At 70.0% G+C, this 17632-nt stretch carries 15 protein-coding genes; 10 read left to right on the top strand and 5 right to left on the bottom strand.

Annotated features, from left to right (window positions below):
• Position 1: 1 nt before the first annotated feature.
• Positions 2–517 carry an Lrp/AsnC family transcriptional regulator gene (locus ABZ855_RS27285; RefSeq protein ID WP_360811310.1) on the bottom strand — a complete coding sequence of 172 codons (516 nt, stop codon included), beginning with the start codon at positions 515–517 and terminating at the stop codon, positions 2–4.
• A gap of 166 nt (positions 518–683) precedes the next feature.
• On the opposite strand from ABZ855_RS27285, the gene ABZ855_RS27280 reads away from it, so the two are divergent.
• The 3 genes from ABZ855_RS27280 to ABZ855_RS27270 all read left to right on the top strand — a co-directional run bounded on the left by ABZ855_RS27280 (position 684) and on the right by ABZ855_RS27270 (position 4101).
• A complete protein-coding gene (locus ABZ855_RS27280; RefSeq protein ID WP_360811161.1) occupies positions 684–2123 on the top strand; it encodes a gamma-aminobutyraldehyde dehydrogenase in 1440 nt (479 codons plus the stop codon).
• Between the two features lie 170 nt (positions 2124–2293).
• Positions 2294–3484 (top strand): spermidine/putrescine ABC transporter substrate-binding protein, encoded by a 1191-nt coding sequence (locus ABZ855_RS27275; RefSeq protein WP_360811159.1) that lies wholly within the window; start codon positions 2294–2296, stop codon positions 3482–3484.
• 89 nt (positions 3485–3573) lie between these two features.
• Positions 3574–4101: a hypothetical protein gene (locus tag ABZ855_RS27270; RefSeq protein WP_360811157.1), complete on the top strand. Its 528-nt coding sequence runs from the start codon at positions 3574–3576 to the stop codon at positions 4099–4101.
• Here ABZ855_RS27270 and ABZ855_RS27265 read toward each other — a convergent pair.
• A complete protein-coding gene (locus tag ABZ855_RS27265; RefSeq protein WP_360811309.1) occupies positions 4043–5269 on the bottom strand; it encodes a serine hydrolase domain-containing protein in 1227 nt (408 codons plus the stop codon). The two genes, ABZ855_RS27270 and ABZ855_RS27265, sit on opposite strands and share 59 nt — an antisense overlap.
• 272 nt (positions 5270–5541) lie before the next feature.
• On the opposite strand from ABZ855_RS27265, the gene ABZ855_RS27260 reads away from it, so the two are divergent.
• A complete protein-coding gene (locus ABZ855_RS27260; protein WP_360811155.1) occupies positions 5542–7233 on the top strand; it encodes a sigma-70 family RNA polymerase sigma factor in 1692 nt (563 codons plus the stop codon).
• A gap of 12 nt (positions 7234–7245) precedes the next feature.
• Here ABZ855_RS27260 and ABZ855_RS27255 read toward each other — a convergent pair whose 3' ends face one another.
• Positions 7246–7929, bottom strand: coding sequence for a glycerophosphodiester phosphodiesterase (locus ABZ855_RS27255; protein WP_360811153.1), 684 nt, complete (start codon positions 7927–7929; stop codon positions 7246–7248).
• Between the two features lie 37 nt (positions 7930–7966).
• Positions 7967–9031, bottom strand: coding sequence for an adenosine deaminase (locus ABZ855_RS27250; RefSeq protein ID WP_360811151.1), 1065 nt, complete (start codon positions 9029–9031; stop codon positions 7967–7969).
• A 193-nt stretch (positions 9032–9224) separates the two neighbouring features.
• On the opposite strand from ABZ855_RS27250, the gene ABZ855_RS27245 reads away from it, so the two are divergent.
• Entirely contained in the window at positions 9225–10166 is a 942-nt protein-coding gene (locus ABZ855_RS27245; protein WP_360811149.1) for a DUF4190 domain-containing protein, read from the top strand.
• A gap of 865 nt (positions 10167–11031) precedes the next feature.
• On the opposite strand, the gene ABZ855_RS27240 is transcribed toward ABZ855_RS27245, so the two are convergent.
• Positions 11032–11628, bottom strand: coding sequence for an NADAR family protein (locus ABZ855_RS27240; RefSeq protein WP_360811147.1), 597 nt, complete (start codon positions 11626–11628; stop codon positions 11032–11034).
• A gap of 207 nt (positions 11629–11835) precedes the next feature.
• Here ABZ855_RS27240 and ABZ855_RS27235 point away from each other — a divergent pair, with 207 nt between their 5' ends.
• The 5 genes from ABZ855_RS27235 to ABZ855_RS27215 are packed head-to-tail and all read left to right on the top strand — an operon-like array spanning position 11836 to position 17623.
• Complete coding sequence (locus tag ABZ855_RS27235; protein WP_360811145.1) at positions 11836–13359, top strand: gamma-aminobutyraldehyde dehydrogenase; 1524 nt, start codon at positions 11836–11838, stop codon at positions 13357–13359.
• A gap of 57 nt (positions 13360–13416) precedes the next feature.
• Positions 13417–14664 carry a spermidine/putrescine ABC transporter substrate-binding protein gene (locus tag ABZ855_RS27230; protein ID WP_360811143.1) on the top strand — a complete coding sequence of 416 codons (1248 nt, stop codon included), beginning with the start codon at positions 13417–13419 and terminating at the stop codon, positions 14662–14664.
• Positions 14665–14717: 53 nt separating this feature from the next.
• A complete protein-coding gene (locus ABZ855_RS27225) occupies positions 14718–15881 on the top strand; it encodes an ABC transporter ATP-binding protein (RefSeq protein WP_360811141.1) in 1164 nt (387 codons plus the stop codon).
• Positions 15881–16807 carry an ABC transporter permease gene (locus ABZ855_RS27220; protein ID WP_360811139.1) on the top strand — a complete coding sequence of 309 codons (927 nt, stop codon included), beginning with the start codon at positions 15881–15883 and terminating at the stop codon, positions 16805–16807. The genes ABZ855_RS27225 and ABZ855_RS27220 overlap by 1 nt, the downstream gene beginning before the upstream one ends.
• Complete coding sequence (locus tag ABZ855_RS27215; protein WP_360811137.1) at positions 16808–17623, top strand: ABC transporter permease; 816 nt, start codon at positions 16808–16810, stop codon at positions 17621–17623.
• The last annotated feature ends 9 nt before the right edge of the window (positions 17624–17632 follow it).

Raw genomic sequence — 17632 nt, 5'->3', positions numbered from 1 at the left:
GTTATCGGGTTCCCCACATGTAGGTCTGCTTCTTGAGCTTGAGGTAGACGAAGCTTTCGGTGGAGCGCACGCCGGGCAGCGCCCGGATGCGTTTGTTGATGACGTCCAGCAGGTGGTCGTCGTCCTCGCACACGATCTCGGCGAGGATGTCGAAGGAACCCGCGGTCATCACCACGTACTCGACTTCCGGCATGGCGCTCAGCGCGTCGGCCACGGGGTCCAGGTCGCCGTCGACGTTGACGCCGACCATCGCCTGCCGGCGGAAACCCACGGTGAGCGGGTCCGTGACGGCGACGATCTGCATCACGCCCTGGTCGAGCAGCTTCTGTACGCGCTGGCGCACGGCCGCCTCCGAGAGGCCCACCGCCTTGCCGATCGCCGCGTACGGTCTACGGCCGTCCTCCTGGAGCTGTTCGATGATGGCGAGGGAGACGGCGTCCAGCTGGGGAGTGCCGTTCCTGGACTCGCGGGAGTCCCTGTGCTCTGCGCTTCGACTGGCCACGCGCTCACTGTGCACGAGGTGTCGACGGTTTCGCAAGGCTCGATCGATGAAATTCGTTGTTCATGGACGCTTGTCTTGCGGATTTCGCAGCTTCCGGGGGAGCGGGGGTGTTGAAAACGTCGGAATGCGGAATAGGGTGGGTGTCTCAACCCATGGACACCCCGAACCTGGAGGGCCGGCAGTGAGCACCGAGCTGCGTCGTCTGCGCAACTACATCGATGGTGAGTTCCGGGACGCCGCCGACGGGCGGACCACCGAGGTGGTCAACCCCGTGACGGGCGAGGCGTACGCGACCGCGCCGCTGTCCGGGCAGCCGGACGTCGACGCGGCCATGGCGGCGGCCGCCGCCGCTTTCCCCGCCTGGCGGGACAAGACGCCGGCCGAGCGGCAGAAGGCCCTGCTGAAGATCGCGGACGCGTTCGAGGAGCGGGCCGAGGAGCTCATCGCGGCCGAGGTGGAGAACACCGGCAAGCCGGTCGGGCTCACGCGGTCCGAGGAGATCCCGCCGATGGTGGACCAGATCCGCTTCTTCGCGGGTGCGGCGCGGATGCTGGAGGGGCGCAGCGCCGGTGAGTACATGGACGGGATGACGTCGATCGTCCGGCGCGAGCCGGTCGGGGTCTGCGCGCAGGTCGCGCCCTGGAACTACCCGATGATGATGGCCGTGTGGAAGTTCGCCCCGGCGATCGCGGCCGGCAACACGGTGGTGCTGAAGCCGTCGGACACGACGCCCGCCTCCACCGTCCTGATGGCCGAGATCATGGGCTCGATCCTGCCCAGGGGTGTCTTCAACGTCGTCACCGGCGACCGTGACACCGGCCGGCTGATGGTCGAGCACCCCACGCCGGCGATGGCGTCGATCACCGGTTCGGTACGAGCCGGGATGCAGGTCGCCGAGTCCGCGTCGAAGGACCTCAAGCGGGTGCACCTGGAGCTGGGCGGCAAGGCGCCGGTCGTGGTCTTCGAGGACACCGACATCGCCAAGGCCGTCGAGGACATCTCCGTGGCGGGCTTCTTCAACGCCGGCCAGGACTGTACGGCGGCCACGCGCGTGCTCGTCCAGGAGGCCATCCACGACGAGTTCGTGGCGGCGCTCGCGAAGGCCGCCGCCGAGACGAAGACCGGGCAGCCGGACGACGAGGACGTGCTGTACGGGCCGCTGAACAACCCGAACCAGCTCAAGCAGGTGAGCGGGTTCATCGAGCGGCTGCCCGCCCACGCCAAGGTCGAGGCGGGCGGTCACCAGGTCGGTGAGAAGGGCTACTTCTACGCCGCGACCGTCGTGTCGGGCCTGAAGCAGGACGACGAGATCATCCAGAACGAGGTCTTCGGCCCGGTCATCACCGTGCAGTCCTTCTCGGACGAGGCGGAGGCCGTGGAGTGGGCCAACGGCGTCGACTACGCCCTCGCCTCGTCCGTGTGGACGAAGGACCACGCGCGTGCGATGCGGATGTCGAAGACCCTGGACTTCGGCTGCGTGTGGATCAACGCCCACATCCCGCTGGTCGCGGAGATGCCGCACGGCGGCTTCAAGAAGTCCGGCTACGGCAAGGACCTCTCGGGGTACGGCTTCGACGACTACACGCGGATCAAGCACGTCATGACGTCCCTCGGCGGCTGACGGTTCGTCGCGGCAAGGGCGCGGCCCCGGACGGGAGTTCTCCGTCCGGGGCCGCGTGGTTCCGGGGCGGGCTGAACGGGTCGCGGGGCCGACAGGGTGCCACTGTGGCGCCGTATCGCTCGGCTTGGCGTCGATTGCCCGGCCGCGCGTGTCGCGGGCATGCTGACGGGATGTCAGTGTCACGTGTTTCCGCGGCTCTCGACCGGCGGTCCCTGCTGCGCGCACTGGGGGTGGTCGGTGGGGGTGTGGCGCTCGCCGGTTGCGGTGTGCCCGCCGCCTATGTGGCCCCGGGAAAACGGGCCGCGACCGATCTGTCCGCCCGGGACAAGCGGCTGACCTGGGCGAACTGGCCCCTCTATATCGACACCGACGACGAGGACACGCGGCGGCGGCCCACGCTGGAGGGGTTCGAGCGGCGTACGGGGATAGCCGTCGACTACGTCGAGGAGATCAACGACAACGACGAGTTCTTCGGGAAGGTCAGCCCCGCGCTGATGAACCACCAGGCGACCGGCCGGGACCTCGTCGTCGTCAGCGACTGGATGTGTGCGCGGTTCGTCCGGCTGGGGTGGGTCCAGGAGATGGACCGCGCCCGGCAGCCGAACGTGGCCAAGTACCTTGACCCGCAGCTCCGTTCACCCGCCTTCGACCCCGGTCGCCGGTTCACGGTGCCGTGGCAGTCGGGGATCACCGGTATCGCGTACAACCGGCGCGGGCTCGGCCGGGAGATCCGGCACGTGTCCGACCTGTGGGCGGACGACCTCAGAGGGCGCGTCACTCTTCTCTCCGGGCTGGACGAGGCGTTCGCGCTGCTCATGCAGGGCAACGGGGTCGACATCACCCGGTGGACCGCGGACGACTTCGAGCTGGTCTGCGAGCAGGTCGCCCGGCGGGTGCGCGCCGGGCACATCCGCCGTTTCACCGGCAACGACTACATCAAGGACCTCGCGAGCGGCGACGTGCTCGCCTGCCAGGCCTACTCGGGTGACGTGATCCAGCTCCAGGCGGACGACCCGGACATCCGCTTCGTCGTCCCGGAGGAGGGCGCCGAACTGTGGGCGGAGTCGCTGATGATCCCGAACCTCGCCCGGCACAAGGCGAACGCGGAAGCGCTGATCGACTACTACTACCGGCCCGAGGTCGCCGCCGGACTGGCCGCGTGGGTCAACTATGTCTGCCCGGTGCCGGCGGCGCGGGACGTGCTGGCCTCCGCCAAGGACGAGGAGACCGCGGCCCTCGCCGAGGACCCGCTGATCTTCCCCGACAGCGCGATGCGCCGACGGCTGGCGATCGCCCGGGACATCACCGGGAAGGAGAGGGTGGGGTTCGCCAGGCGGTGGAACGCGATCGTGGGGCTGTGAACAGGCCTGAACGGCCTCGCCTGGAACGGGCATTGCCTGAACGGCCTCTGCGTTTTTGAACGTGTTCAACTCGGGCGTATGCTGTCCCCATGAGCGACAGAGCCGCCCTGCTCCGGGGCATCCGCGCCTGGTTGGTCCTCTTCGTCGTGTGTCTGGCGCTCAGTGGCGCCACGGCGTTTCCCCTGGTTCACGAATTGCGCTGGACCGAGAGCCTGTTGCGGGCCCTCGCCGTCCCTGAGCACCTGCCGGGGCTGATGGACTGGATCGAGCGGGTCCGTGACGGGCTCGACGCCACGGACCGGCGCTACCCCTTCGTCCTCTACGGCACGGACTGGCTCGCCTTCGCCCACCTCGTCATCGCGGTCGCCTTCTACGGGCCCTACCGCGACCCCGTACGCAACATCTGGGTCGTCGAGTTCGGCATGATCGCCTGCGCCGGCGTCATCCCGCTCGCCTTGATCTGCGGGCCGATCCGGGGAATTCCCTTGTGGTGGACGGTGATCGACATGTCGTTCGGGGTGTTCGGCGTGATCCCGCTGTACGTCGTGCGGAAGCGGATCAAGAGGCTGGAGGCGTTGACAGCGGTGCCTTCGGGCGGGGGTCGGGTCGCGGTGTGAAGGCCGCTCGCAGGATGCGCTCGGCCACGGGATTCATGCCCTTGCCCTTCGCATCGGTCGAGTTGACGCTGTACACGAGGGTGCGGGACAGATTGCGGGTGGCGGCGATCGCCGCGTTGTAGCCCCAACGGCCACCCGTCTTCAGCCACAGCTCGGTGCCGTCGTCGGTGACGTACCGCTGGAGACCCGCGCTCATCGTGGCACCGGGCACGTCGGCGGGGACGGTGAACATCTCCTCCAGCTGCGGCCGCGGCACGACCCGCCCGCGGAACAGGCCCTTCAGGAGCCGCTCCAGGTCGGCCGTCGTGGAGATCATGGAGCCCGCCGCCCACCCGTCCGTGGTGCCCCACACCGTGACATCGCGGTACTCCGTCGTGCCGTCCGCGCGCGGCACCGCCTGGTAGCCGTGGTTGTGCGGCCCCCGGATGTCCGGGTCGGAGCCGGGGAAGTACGTGTGCCGCATCCTCAGCGGGGCGAAGATCCGGCGAGCGGTCTCCTGGTCGTACGAGTGGCCGGTGATCCGCTCGATCAGCAGCCCGAGGACGGTGTAGTTGATGTTGAGGTAGTGCTGCTGGGTGCCCGGCGTGAACTCGGGCTTCTTGGCGGTGGCCGAAACGACCATCGCGCGGGGCGAATTGAGGTCGAAGCGGTGTGCGTACCACTCCTCGAAGGTCGTACCGGGGGCGTCGGCGGCCGGGATGCCGCTGGTGTGGTTCAGCAGTTGACGTACGGTCACGCGTTCGTACGCGGCGGGGATCAGGTCCGGGAGGTAGTGCCGGGCCGGGCGGCCGAGGTCCACCTCGCCCTCCGCCGCGAGTTGGAGCACGACCGCCGCCGTGACCACCTTCGTCGTCGATCCGGCCCGGAAGCGCGCGTTCGGGTCCGCCGCCCGCCCGCTCTCCAGGTCGTGCACCCCGGCGCTGCCCCGCCAGCTCCCGCCGCTGCCGCCGACCCGTACCAGGGCGGCGGTCGCGGTCGCGTCCGGTAAACCGGCGAGCGCGGCCCGCAGGGCCTTCGCGTTCGGTGCCGGGTCCGGCACGGTCGCCGGGTCGGTGGCGGAGGCGGCCGACACGGGAGCGGCAAGGGCACCGGCCGGCAGGGCGAGGGCGAGCGTGAGAACGGTCGCGAGGGCTGTGGCTCTGGCGACGGTACGGGTGCGCATGCGCATCGGCTGCTCCTGGTGGTGGCGGCTGGTGTTGATGTTCACATTCTTGATCGTTGTGGAGTGGCGGGGATCGTCGGTGAGGACGACGCCGACCCCGGGGTCCGACTCGGGGCAACTGGCGTACCGCGTCCGGATCTTGTCGGGGTTCGCACCTAGGGATCGCCCGAAAAGTGTTATCGGCGGTGCCCCTGATCCGTCTCCTCGGGCGACCTCGTGGGGAACTGGTGTGCATAGCGCGACGTAAGGTGCACACACGTACGAGAAAGGGTGCTTTTGTGGACGGGCGCCAGTGGAGTTCCACCATCGCTGCGGCGCAGGCCGGTGACCGGCGGGCGCTGGACGAGCTGGTCGCGGGCTGGCTGCCGTTGGTCTACAACATTGTCGGCCGCGCCCTGAACGGGCACGCGGACGTGGACGACGTCGTGCAGGAGACCATGCTCCGGGCCGTCGAGAACCTCGGCTCCCTGCGTGACCCGGACAGCTTCCGGTCGTGGCTCGTGGCGATCGCGATGCGGCAGATCCGGGACCGCGCCCGCCGCCGTACGACCGACACCCTGCGTGACGGCACGGCCGACGACGCCGCCGACTTCGCCGAACTCACCGTACTGCGGCTCCAGTTGGAGGGGCAGCGGCGCGAGGTCGCGGAGGCGGTGCGCTGGCTCGACGGCGAGGACCGGGAGCTGCTGTCCCTGTGGTGGCTGGAGGTCGCGGGCGAACTCAGCCGCCGTGAGCTGGCCGCCGCCGTCGGCATCAGCAGGCAGCACGCCGCCGTACGCGTCCAGCGGATGAAGGAGCGACTGGAGGTCTCACGCGGAATCGTACGGGCGCTCGACGGCGCCTGCCCCGACCTGCGCGAACTGACCGCCCGCTGGGACGGCCCCCCGGACTCCGTGTGGCGCAAGCGGCTGGCCCGGCACATCCGGGGGTGCGCCTACTGCGCGAGCCCCGGCGAGGAGGCCGTCGTACCGGCGGAACGGCTGCTGGTCGGCATCGCGCTCGTCCCGCTGCCCGTGGGGTTCACCCTGTCGCTGGCCTTCGGCGGCAAAACCGCCGTCGCTGCCACCACCGGGGCCTCCGTCGGCTGGTCGGGCAAGGTGCTGGGCGCCCTGACCAAGCCGGCCGTCGCCCTGAGCGCCGGGGCGACGATCGTCGCGGGCGGCGCGTACGTCGTGACGCAGCCCGCCCAGGACCCGCCGCCGGCCGTCATCGCCCCCACGGCCCACCCGCAGCCCAAGGCGCCCGTCACGGCCTCGCCCCGGTCCTCGTCGCCGTCCCCCTCGCCGTCGGCCTCGCCCTCTCCCAGCCCCTCGCCGACGCGGCCCGCGCCCGACCTGTACGGGACGGTCGTCGACGCAGTCGACCCGGCGCCCGACCCGAACGCACGGCCGGCGGTCCTCCCACGGCGGCCCGAGTCGGGGATCACGAGCACCGGCGGCGCGCACGCCACCATGAACCACCGCGGGGACAGCGTGACGCTCACCGGCCGGGGCTATGTCCTCGTCCGCTGGCAGATCTCACCGCAGTACCGGGCCGGCAGCCTGGTCATGCCGGCCTGGACCGGCCTGAAGGGCAGGCTTTTCCACGTGGCCTCGGGCGGCGGCCGCCGGATGGACGACCGGGTGAGCAGCACCGATGCCTCCGCCACCGGGATGGGCAGCGCGTCCACCGGCTACGCCGTCCCGCCGCCCGGCACCCAGCAGATGTGGCAGAACGAGTACTTCTACGTGGACGGCGCCGTCACCCTCACCGTGAACGAACGCGGCGCCGACTACGGCCTGAACGTCTTCCCGACGACCTGGGACAAGGTGGAGGACGACGTGACCGTCGGACCCCCCGAGGGCGCCATCCGCTACGGCCTGGTCCGCGACACCGGCAAGGACGACGCCCCCGTCCCGCAGTACGTCACCCGGGACACCCCGGCCGACCCGGCGACCGTGGCTCAGGAGTCCAGAGTGGGGACCCCCTGAGCTCTCGCGATCTCAGCCCTTCCGCAGCGCGCACAGCGCGTCGATCCGGTTGGTGGTGATCGAGTCGACGCCCGCGTCCAGCAGCCGGCGCATGGCACGACGGGTGTCCGGGGTCCACACCGACAGCAGGTGGCCGCCCCGGTGCACCCGCGCCACGAGCGCCCGGTCGACGAGAGTGAAGCGGTAGTTGAGCCAGCGCGGGCGTACCTCGGCGAGCAGGGCCGGGCGCGGCGGTGCGATGCTCTTCCAGGTCAGGGCGATCTCCGCGGACGGGTCGGCCGCCCGCACCGCGAGCATCGCCGGGGCGTCCGCGCAGTAGTACACGCGGTCCTGCGCGGCGCACTCCCGGACCACGTCCAGTACCCGCCGTGCCGCCCGCACATCGGGCGACCCCGGCAGATCGATCATCACCCGGCTGCCCTCGGTCACCGCCAGCGCCTCCGCGAGCGTCGGCACCCCGCCCTCCGTCAGCCCGCTCACCTCGGCCGACGACAGTGCGGCCAGCGGCCGTTCCCGCTCCCACAGCCGCTTCAGCGTCGCGTCGTGCAGCAGCACGGGCACGCCGTCACGGGTGAGGCGTACGTCGATCTCGACCGCGTCCGCGCCCTGTTCGAGCGCGGAACGCAGCGAGTCGGTCGTGTTCTCACGGAAGCGGTAGGGGTCGCCGCGATGGGCCACGGCGGTCACGTTCTGCATGACCCCATTGTGCTGGGGCGGAAGGTGACGAGGTGCCTCAGGGGGCGAGCCACTCCGAGGTGTACGTGTCGATCTCGGCGGCCAGCGCCGCCTTGCCCGCCGGGTCGAGGAAGGAGGCCTCCACGGCGTTCTTCGCGAGGTCGGCGATACCCCACTCGTCGAGGTCCAGCAGCCGGGCGGCGACCGCGTACTCGCTGTTGAGGTCGGTGCCGAACATCGGCGGGTCGTCGGAGTTGATCGTGACCAGGACGCCCGCCCGCACGAACTCCTTGATGGGGTGCTCGTCGAGCGTGCGCACCGCGCGTGTGGCGATGTTGGAGGTCGGGCAGACCTCCAGGGCGATGCGCTGCTCGGCGAGGTGCGCGAGCAGTTCGGGGTCCTGGGCGGAACTCGTGCCGTGCCCGATGCGCTCGGCGCGCAGGTGGTTCAGCGCGTCCCACACCGTCTCCGGTCCCGTGGTCTCGCCCGCGTGCGGCACCGACCGCAGTCCGGCGGCGATCGCCCGGTCGAAGTACGGCTTGAACTGCGGCCTGGGGACGCCGATCTCCGGGCCGCCGAGCCCGAACGACACCAGGCCCTCCGGGCGCAGCCGGTCGTCGGTGGCGAGCCGTACCGTCTCCTCGGCCGATTCGAGACCGGCCTCGCCCGGGATGTCGAAGCACCAGCGCAGTACGGTCCCGAACTCGGCCTCCGCCGACTTGCGGGCGTCCTCGATCGCGTCCATGAAGGCCCGCTCGTCGATGCCCCGGCGGGTGGAGGAGAAGGGGGTGATGGTCAGCTCGGCGTAGCGGACCTGCTGCCGGGCCATGTCCCGGGCGATCTCGTACGTCAGCAGCCGTACGTCCTCGGGTGTGCGGACGAGGTCCACGACGGACAGGTACACCTTGATGAAGTGGGCGAAGTCCGTGAACGTGAAGAAGTCGGCCAGGGCCTCGGGATCGGTGGGCACCTGGGAGTCGGGGTGGCGGGCGGCCAGCTGGGAGACGATCCGGGGGGAGGCGGAGCCGACGTGGTGGACGTGCAGTTCGGCCTTGGGCAGCCCGGCGATGAAGGCGTGCGGGTCGCGGGCGCCGGCTGCGTCACGCTGGTGGTGGTCTGTCAAGGGTTCCTCCCCGGGAACGGCGCCCCGGACCGTGCGGAGGCCGGCGGGACGCGGGTGATCGGCTGATCGATGACTCGGGGATCATCGTAGGACGGGCCTGCGGGGAGACGCCTGTGGGTTACGAGGTGCCCCCGTCGCCCCTCTGACCCCGGGCCGTAGCATGACAGAACGTACGAACGAGGGGACCCCGAGCATGTCCGATGCCGCGCAGCCGCCGCACTCGCCGGAGAACATGCCTGCGGAGGGGGCGGGTTCGGGGGGTGCGGAGAGCGGCGGAGCCGCCGGGGAGAGCCCTGCCGCGAGCGGTACACCTGCGCGGGTCCCGCTGGAGAAGCCTCCGGCCGAGTCCGCGCCCGGGGGTGCGGCGGATTCCGGCGCCGAGCGCGACCCGTGGGCGGCGCCGGCGGCGGACGGGCCCGGCTCCGGCTCCGACAGCCCCGCCACCACCCTGTACTGGACCAACGGCGACACCAACCAGCCCCCTCCCTCCACCCCCACGGTCGTCTCACCCCCGTCGGGCGCACAGGACTCCCGGCCCTGGTCCAACCCCTTCGCCCCGCCCGGCGGCCCCGCGGCGGGCGCCCCGCGGGACAACCCCTTCGCACCCCCCGCCCCGCAGGCCGCCTACACCCAGCCCGGCGCACCCGGCGCACCGGTCCCCCCGCCGCCGATAGCACCCGACGGCCCCGGACAGGCCCCGTACGCCTACCCGTCCTATCCGTCAGGGGCGGGTTACGGCTATCCGCAGCAGCCCGGATACGCCGGTTCCGGGCCCACGTATCCGACGTACGGCGGAGGGCCCGGCTACGGCTGGGCCCCCATGGCGCCGCAGCCGATGAACGGCCTGGGTACGGCCTCACTCGTGGTCGGCATCGTCTCGGCCGCCGTCTTCTGCATCTGGCCGCTGGCGATCGTCCTCGGCATCCTCGCCGTGGTCTTCGGCCTGGTCGCCCGCCAGCGGGCCCGCCGGGGCCAGGCGACCAACGCGGGCCAGGCACTGGCCGGGATAATCTGCGGTGCCGTGGGCATCGTCCTGGCCGTGGCGCTGGGCGCCCTCTTGATCGTGTTGGGCGAGCAGGGCTCCCTGAACACCGACGAGGGCAGCTACTCGAGCGTCTTGTCCCAGCCCCGGTAGGGCTGGGGTACAGGTCCGGTCCGACCGAGCGGCCCGGGAGGCGGCTCGGCCGGGTCCGACGTGGTGCGCGTGCCGCGAGAACGTGGAGCTGCAGCTGGCGGGTGCGCGTCCCGTACCGCCCCCGGGCCGTGCGTCCGGAGGCGGCCGTCCCTGCCCGGTCCCAGCGAAACGCCCGCCCACGTAGGCGGGGCCCAGCCCTCTGTGCCGCCGTCGGTGTGTGCGACTTGTCGCGCCGGGCTCTGTCCGGTCCCGGCGGAATGAGCACGCCGGCGCGGCTGTGGCCCCATCCGTGGGTCCCGGCGGAATGCGCGCGTCGGTGCGGTTGGCCCCATGCGTCGGGCGCGGCTGTGTCGGTGTCGGGTGTGTGCGGCCGGTGAGCTGCGGCTTTGCCGGTCCCGGCGGAGAGCGCACGTCGGCGGGGGTGGCCCCGTCCGCAGGGCGCGGCTGTGTCGGCGTCCGGCGTGTGGCCGTTGAGCGGCGGCTTTGCCCGTCTCGGCGGAATGCGCGCGTCGGCGGGGGCGTCCCTATGCGTCGGGCCCCGGCTGTGTCGGTGTCGGGTGTGTGTAGCCGGTGGCCGGAGGCCTTGCCGGGCCCGGCGGAATGAGCACGCCGGCGCGGCTGTGGCCCCATCCGTGGGTTGCGGCGGAATGCGCGCGTCGGTGGGGTTGGCCCCATCCGGCGGGCCCCGGGTGTGTCGGTGGCGGGTGCCTCTGACCGGTGACCGGCGGCTTTGACGGTCCCGGGCGAACCCCGTGCCGGTGTGGGCCGGGTGTGGCTGTGTCACCGGCGTGGGGGTGCGGGCCGGTCTCGTGGTGCCGCCAGTCCTCCGCTGCAGCCCGGACCAGTCAAGGTTGCCGGCGGCACCTCAGCCTTCTCGCAACCGAGTCCGTGCTTCCATCAGCGCGAAGCCCAGCAGGTTTGGGCCGCGCCAGCGTTCCGGGTTCATCGCCGCCTCGTCGTTCGCGGCGAGGCCGATGCCCCATACACGGTCCACCGGGCTCGCCTCCACCAGGACGCGCTCGCCCGTGCCCAGCAGAAACTCCCGCAGCGCGGGATGCGCGGCGAACTTGTGGACGCTGCCCTCGACCACGATCGCGAACCGCTCGCGCTCCCACACGGCCTCGTCGAAGCCGCGCACCAGCCGGCCGGCCTTCTTCGCCAGTGCCGGGTTCGGTGCCGAGATCGCCCGGCGCTCCGCCTCCGCGTCCTCGAACAGGCGGGCCTTGGCGGCCATCATCCAGTGCTCGGCCGTCGCGTACTCCACCCCGTCAACGGAAAACGCGGCCGGCCACCACTGGCTGAGACAGCTCGCCCCCACACCGCCGTCCGGGCGGGGCCGGTGCCCCCAGAAGTGCAGGTACTTGACCTGGGTCCCCGCACGGACTTCCCTGGTCAGCGCCTCCCATGAATCGATCTGCCCCGGCTTCCCAGGTTTTTCCGGCTTCTGAGCGAGTTTCCCCATGCACGCGAGTCTGGCAGTCACCACTGACATCGCGTCCCTTGATTTCCCGTCCGACTGGACACCTCGCCGACAGATTCCGTCGCGTAACCAAAAGGCAACAACGGAATCACTTGTTGGAGTCCACTTACTCTGTCAGGATCGGCACTCAAATCGACTCGGAGCTACGTTGACCCCCGCAGTACGGGGAGGGCGGCGGAGGAGAGCGACATGCACAATTCGGGCCATCGCTTCCCGGCACAGGAACGGCTCGCGGCAGGCGCGCAGTACATCGCGGGCCGTCCGACCCACGGCACCTCCGGCCACACGTTCGCGGTCGTCGACCCGGCCACCGGCGACACGGTCTACTCGTACGAGCTGGCCGGTCACGCGGACGTGGACGCCGCTGTCGCCGCCGCGCGCGCGGCCTTCCCGGGCTGGGCCGGGGCCACTCCGGGCGAGCGTTCCGACGCGCTGCACCGTTTCGCCGCCGTCCTCGCCGAGCGAGCCGAGGAATTCGCGCGCGCCGAGTCCCTCCAGTGCGGCAAGCCCCTCAAGCTGACCCGAGAGTTCGACGTGCCGGGCACGATCGACAACACCGCGTTCTTCGCGGGCGCCGCCCGGCATCTCCAGGGCCAGTCGGCCGGGGAGTACTCAGGCGACCACACCTCGTACGTCCGCCGGGAACCCATCGGTGTCGTCGGCTCCATCGCGCCCTGGAACTACCCGCTCCAGATGGCCGCCTGGAAGATTCTCCCGGCGATCGCGGCCGGCAACACCATCGTGCTCAAGCCCGCCGAGCTGACCCCGCTGACCTCCCTCCTCTTCGCCGAGGCGGCCACCGCGGCCGGGATCCCGGACGGTGTCGTCAACATCGTCACCGGGACCGGCAAGGAAGCCGGTGAGCATCTCGTCGGGCATCCCGATGTCGCCATGACGTCCTTCACCGGGTCCACCGCCGTGGGCAAGCGGGTCGCCGAGGTCGCCACCGCCACCGTCAAGCGGCTCCACCTGGAACTCGGCGGCAAGGCCCCCTTCCTCGTCTTCGACGACGCCGATCTCGACGCCGCCGTCAACGGCGCTGTCGCCGGCGCCCTCATCAACACCGGGCAGGACTGCACGGCCGCCACGCGCGCGTACGTGCAACGCCCGCTGTACGAGGAGTTCGTCGCCAGGACCGCCGCGCTGATGGAGGGCGTACGGGTCGGTGATCCGTTCGGCCCGGCGACCGACATCGGGCCGCTCATCTCGCACGCGCAACGCGACCGTGTCGCCGGTTTCGTCGAGCGGGCGCGTGCCTACGCGCGCGTGGTGACCGGCGGCGAGGCTCCTCAGGGGGAGCTGAAGAGCGGCGCCTACTACCGGCCCACCCTGGTCGCCGACGCCGCCCAGGACAGCGAGATCGTCCAGTCGGAGATCTTCGGGCCCGTGCTGGTCGTCCTGCCCTTCGACAGCGACGACGAGGGCATCGGTCTCGCCAACGACACGCCCTACGGTCTCGCCGCCTCCGCCTGGACCCGGGACGTCTACCGGGCCAACCGCGCCACCCGTGAGATCAAGGCGGGCTGTGTGTGGGTCAACGACCACATCCCGATCATCAGCGAGATGCCGCACGGAGGGTACAAGGCGTCCGGCTTCGGCAAGGACATGTCCGCGTACTCGTTCGAGGAGTACACACAGATCAAGCACGTCATGTTCGACAACACCGCGGTTGCCCGCAAGGACTGGCACCGCACGATCTTCGGGGACCGCTGACCGGACATAGGCCGACCGACCAGCGGCCGCCCACCCTTCCGAAAGGGCACCACGCGCATGGAGCAGTACGAGCCCGACCGCCTTTCACCGGCCCAGCTGGCCGCCATGCGGCGCAGCTTCCGAAACGGCAGGGCCGCCCTGACCCGCCGGTCCCTGCTGCGCGCCTCCGCGGGCGGCGCCCTGGTGGCCGGCGGCCTCGGTGCGCTGACCGGCTGCGGGATCCCCGCGGCCGGCAAGACCGCGGGAGGCGTCTCCGCGGACGACCACTCGGCCAAGGAGAAGACCGTCAACTTCTCCAACTGGACCGAGTACATGGACGTCGACGAGAGCGAGAAGCACCACCCCACGCTCGACGCGTTCACCGAGCGGACCGGTATCAAGGTCAAGTACACCGAGGACATCAACGACAACGTCGAGTTCTTCGGCAAGATCAAACCGCAGCTCGCGGCGGGCCAGGACACCGGCCGGGACATCATCGTCCTCACCGACTGGCTGGCCGGCCGGCTGATCCGGCTCGGCTGGGTCCAGAAACTCGACGCGTCGAACCTTCCGCACGCGTTCGCGAACCTGGCCCAGCAGTTCCGCAGCCCCGACTGGGACCCGGGCCGCGCCTACTCGTACCCCTGGCAGGGCATCTCGACCGTCATCGCCTACAACAAGAAGGCGCTCGACGGCATCGAGGTGAAGTCGGTCTCCGACATGCTCGACAACCCCAAGCTGAAGGGGCGCGTCGGGTTCCTCTCCGAGATGCGCGACAGCATCGGGATGACCCTGCTCGACATGGGCAAGGACCCGGCGAAGTTCACCGACGACGACTACGACGCGGCGATCGCCCGCCTCCAGAAGGCCGTCGACAAGGGCCAGATCCGCCGCTTCTCCGGCAACGACTACACGGCCGACCTGACCTCGGGCGACTTCGCGGCCTGTATCGCCTGGGCGGGTGACGTGGTCCAGCTCAAGGCGGACAGCCCGGACATCGACTTCATCATCCCGGACAGCGGCTACATCACCTCGAGCGACAACATGCTGATCCCCAACAAGGCACGCCACAAGACGAACGCCGAGCGGCTCATGGACTACTACTACGAGCCCGAGCCGGCCGCCGAACTGGCCGCCTACATCAACTACGTGTGTCCCGTCGACGGGGTGAAGCCCTACCTCGCGAAGCTCGACAAGGACGCGGCGGACAACCCGCTGATCATTCCCGACGCGGCGATGGCCGCGAAGTCCCACGCGTTCCGGTCCCTGAGCCAGACAGAAGAGACGGCGTACGAGGAGAAGTTCGCGAAGTTGACGGGGGCGTAGCCCCGCCTGCCCCCAGCGGTGCGCCACCCCTCCGACTCCCCAAGGACCACATCATGACCAGCACCAGCACAGACCACGGCGGCGACGTCCGTCTCTCCGGGATCAGCAAGCGGTACGGCTCCTTCACCGCCGTGCACCCCCTCGACCTCACCGTCCCGCAGGGCTCCTTCTTCGCCCTGCTCGGCGCCTCCGGCTGCGGAAAGACCACGACCCTGCGGATGATCGCGGGCCTGGAGGAACCTTCCTCCGGGACGGTCTTCCTCGGCGAGCAGGAGGTCACCCACCTGCCGCCGTACAAGCGGCCGGTGAACACCGTCTTCCAGTCGTACGCCCTCTTCCCGCACCTCGACATCTTCGAGAACATCGCCTTCGGTCTGCGCCGGCGCGGCATCAAGTCGGTGAAGAAGCAGGTCGAGGACATGCTGGAGCTCGTACAGCTGGGCGAGCAGGCGCGCAAGAAGCCGCATCAGCTCTCCGGCGGCCAGCAGCAGCGCGTCGCCGTCGCCCGCGCGCTGATCAACCACCCCAAGGTGCTGCTCCTCGACGAACCGCTCGGCGCCCTCGACCTCAAGCTGCGCCGCCAGATGCAGCTGGAGCTCAAGCGCATCCAGACCGAGGTCGGCATCACCTTCGTCCATGTCACGCACGACCAGGAGGAGGCCATGACGATGGCCGACACGGTCGCCGTGATGAACGGGGGCAGGGTCGAACAGCTCGGCTCGCCCGCCGATCTCTACGAGAACCCGCACACCACCTTCGTCGCGAACTTCCTCGGCACCTCCAACCTCATCGAGGCCGAGGTGGACACCAAGAGCGGCGACGAGATCGTCCTCAAGGCGGGCGGCGGCAAGCTGCTGCTGCCCGAGGCACGCTGCTCGGCGCCGACCAGGACCGGCGGCAAGGTGCTCGTCGGGGTCCGCCCCGAGAAGATCTCCCTCACGCACGCGGACGACGCCGGTGACATTCCGGCCGGCCGCAACCGCATCACCGGAAAGATCGCCGCCACCAGTTTCATCGGCGTCTCCACGCAGTACGTCGTCGACAGCCCCGTCTGCCCCGAGTTCGAGGTGTACGTCCAGAACATCGACCGCGACGCCAGGCTGACCCCCGGCGCGGAGGTCGTCCTGCACTGGAACCCCGCGCACACGTTCGGGCTTGACGCCGACCAGGACATAGACGCAGGCGTGAAGACGGTCGACGAGGAAGAGGCCGCCTGATGGCCACCGCGACCCCAGACGCGCCGCCCCTGGTGCCCGCGCCGGCCAAGAAGCCCCTGCGAAGAAGGGGCCGCTGGACGCCGTACTGGCTGCTCCTGCCCGGCCTCCTGTGGCTGTTCGTGTTCTTCGCGCTGCCGATGGTCTACCAGGCCTCCACGTCCGTGCAGACGGGCTCACTGGAGGAGGGCTACAAGGTCACCTGGCACTTCGCGACCTACTGGGACGCCCTGTCCGACTACTGGCCGCAGTTCCTGCGCTCGGTGCTGTACGCCGGTGCCGCGACGCTCCTGTGCCTGGTGCTGGGGTATCCGCTCGCTTATCTGATCGCGTTCCGCGCGGGACGCTGGCGCAACCTGATCATGATCCTGGTCATCGCGCCGTTCTTCACCAGCTTCCTGATCCGGACGCTCGCCTGGAAGACGATCCTCGCGGACGGCGGCCCGGTCGTCGGCGCCCTCAACTCACTGCACGTCCTGGACGTCACCAGCTGGCTCGGCATCACGGCGGGGGACCGGGTGCTGGCCACGCCGCTCGCGGTGGTGTGCGGTCTGACGTACAACTTCCTGCCGTTCATGATCCTGCCGCTCTACACCTCGCTCGAACGCATCGACGGACGGCTGCACGAGGCGGCCGGCGACCTCTACGCCCGGCCGTTCACGACGTTCCGCAAGGTCACCTTCCCGCTGTCGATGCCCGGAGTCGTCTCCGGGACACTGCTCACCTTCATCCCGGCGAGCGGCGACTACGTCAACGCCGACCTCCTCGGCTCCACCGACACCCGCATGATCGGCAACGTCATCCAGACGCAGTTCCTGCGCATCCTCGACTATCCGACGGCAGCCGCACTCTCCTTCCTTCTCATGGCCGCGATTCTCGCCATGGTCACCCTCTACATCCGTAAGTCCGGGACGGAGGACCTGGTTTAAATGGCCTTCCTGAACTCGATCGGGCGCTGGCTCAAGAGCCATTTCGTCGTCATCGCGGGACTGGTGACACTCGGTTATATGCTGCTGCCGAACATCGTCGTCACGGTGTTCTCCTTCAACAAACCGAAGGGCCGCTTCAACTACGAGTGGCAGCATTTCTCGACGGACGCCTGGCGTGATCCGTGCGGGGTCGCCGGAATGTGCGGCTCGCTCTCGCTCAGCCTGCGGATCGCCTTCTGGGCGACCGTCGGCGCGACCGTCCTCGGCACGATGATCGCCTTCGCGCTGGTGCGCTACCGCTTCCGCGCGCGGGGGGCCGTCAACTCGCTGATCTTCCTGCCGATGGCGATGCCCGAGGTCGTCATGGCGGCCTCGCTGCTCACCCTGTTCCTCAACCTGGGCGCGCAGTTGGGCTTCTGGACGATCCTGATCGCCCACATCATGTTCTGCCTCAGCTTCGTCGTCGTCGCCGTGAAGGCACGCGTGATGTCGATGGACCCACGGCTCGAGGAGGCCGCCCGGGACCTGTACGCGGGGCCGGTGCAGACCTTCGTACGCGTCACCCTGCCCATCGTGGCCCCCGGAATCGCCGCGGGTGCGCTGCTCGCCTTCGCGCTCTCCTTCGACGATTTCATCATCACCAACTTCAACGCGGGCTCGACCGTCACCTTCCCCATGTTCGTCTGGGGTTCGGCCCAGCGCGGAACGCCCGTCCAGATCAATGTCATCGGTACGGCCATGTTCCTGATCGCCGTACTGCTCGTACTGACCGGAATGGTCATCGGAAACCGCCGCAACAGACAGAAGAATTCGTAGGGAGTTGGA

The sequence above is a fragment of the Streptomyces sp. NPDC047042 genome (assembly GCF_040644035.1).
GTDB lineage: Bacteria > Actinomycetota > Actinomycetes > Streptomycetales > Streptomycetaceae > Streptomyces.
This window is presented reverse-complemented; position numbering and strand designations above follow the sequence as displayed.

Bases quoted from the DNA above. Each gene is read 5' to 3' on its own strand.
- ABZ855_RS27245 (WP_360811149.1), top strand. From the start codon at position 9,225: ATGTCCGATGCCGCGCAGCCGCCGCACTCGCCGGAGAACATGCCTGCG.
- ABZ855_RS27230 (WP_360811143.1), top strand. From the start codon at position 13,417: ATGGAGCAGTACGAGCCCGACCGCCTTTCACCGGCCCAGCTGGCCGCC.
- ABZ855_RS27220 (WP_360811139.1), top strand. From the start codon at position 15,881: ATGGCCACCGCGACCCCAGACGCGCCGCCCCTGGTGCCCGCGCCGGCC.
- ABZ855_RS27265 (WP_360811309.1), bottom strand. From the start codon at position 5,269: ATGCGCATGCGCACCCGTACCGTCGCCAGAGCCACAGCCCTCGCGACC.
- ABZ855_RS27270 (WP_360811157.1), top strand. From the start codon at position 3,574: ATGAGCGACAGAGCCGCCCTGCTCCGGGGCATCCGCGCCTGGTTGGTC.
- ABZ855_RS27235 (WP_360811145.1), top strand. From the start codon at position 11,836: ATGCACAATTCGGGCCATCGCTTCCCGGCACAGGAACGGCTCGCGGCA.
- ABZ855_RS27255 (WP_360811153.1), bottom strand. From the start codon at position 7,929: ATGCAGAACGTGACCGCCGTGGCCCATCGCGGCGACCCCTACCGCTTC.
- ABZ855_RS27240 (WP_360811147.1), bottom strand. From the start codon at position 11,628: ATGGGGAAACTCGCTCAGAAGCCGGAAAAACCTGGGAAGCCGGGGCAG.
- ABZ855_RS27275 (WP_360811159.1), top strand. From the start codon at position 2,294: ATGTCAGTGTCACGTGTTTCCGCGGCTCTCGACCGGCGGTCCCTGCTG.
- ABZ855_RS27225 (WP_360811141.1), top strand. From the start codon at position 14,718: ATGACCAGCACCAGCACAGACCACGGCGGCGACGTCCGTCTCTCCGGG.
- ABZ855_RS27215 (WP_360811137.1), top strand. From the start codon at position 16,808: ATGGCCTTCCTGAACTCGATCGGGCGCTGGCTCAAGAGCCATTTCGTC.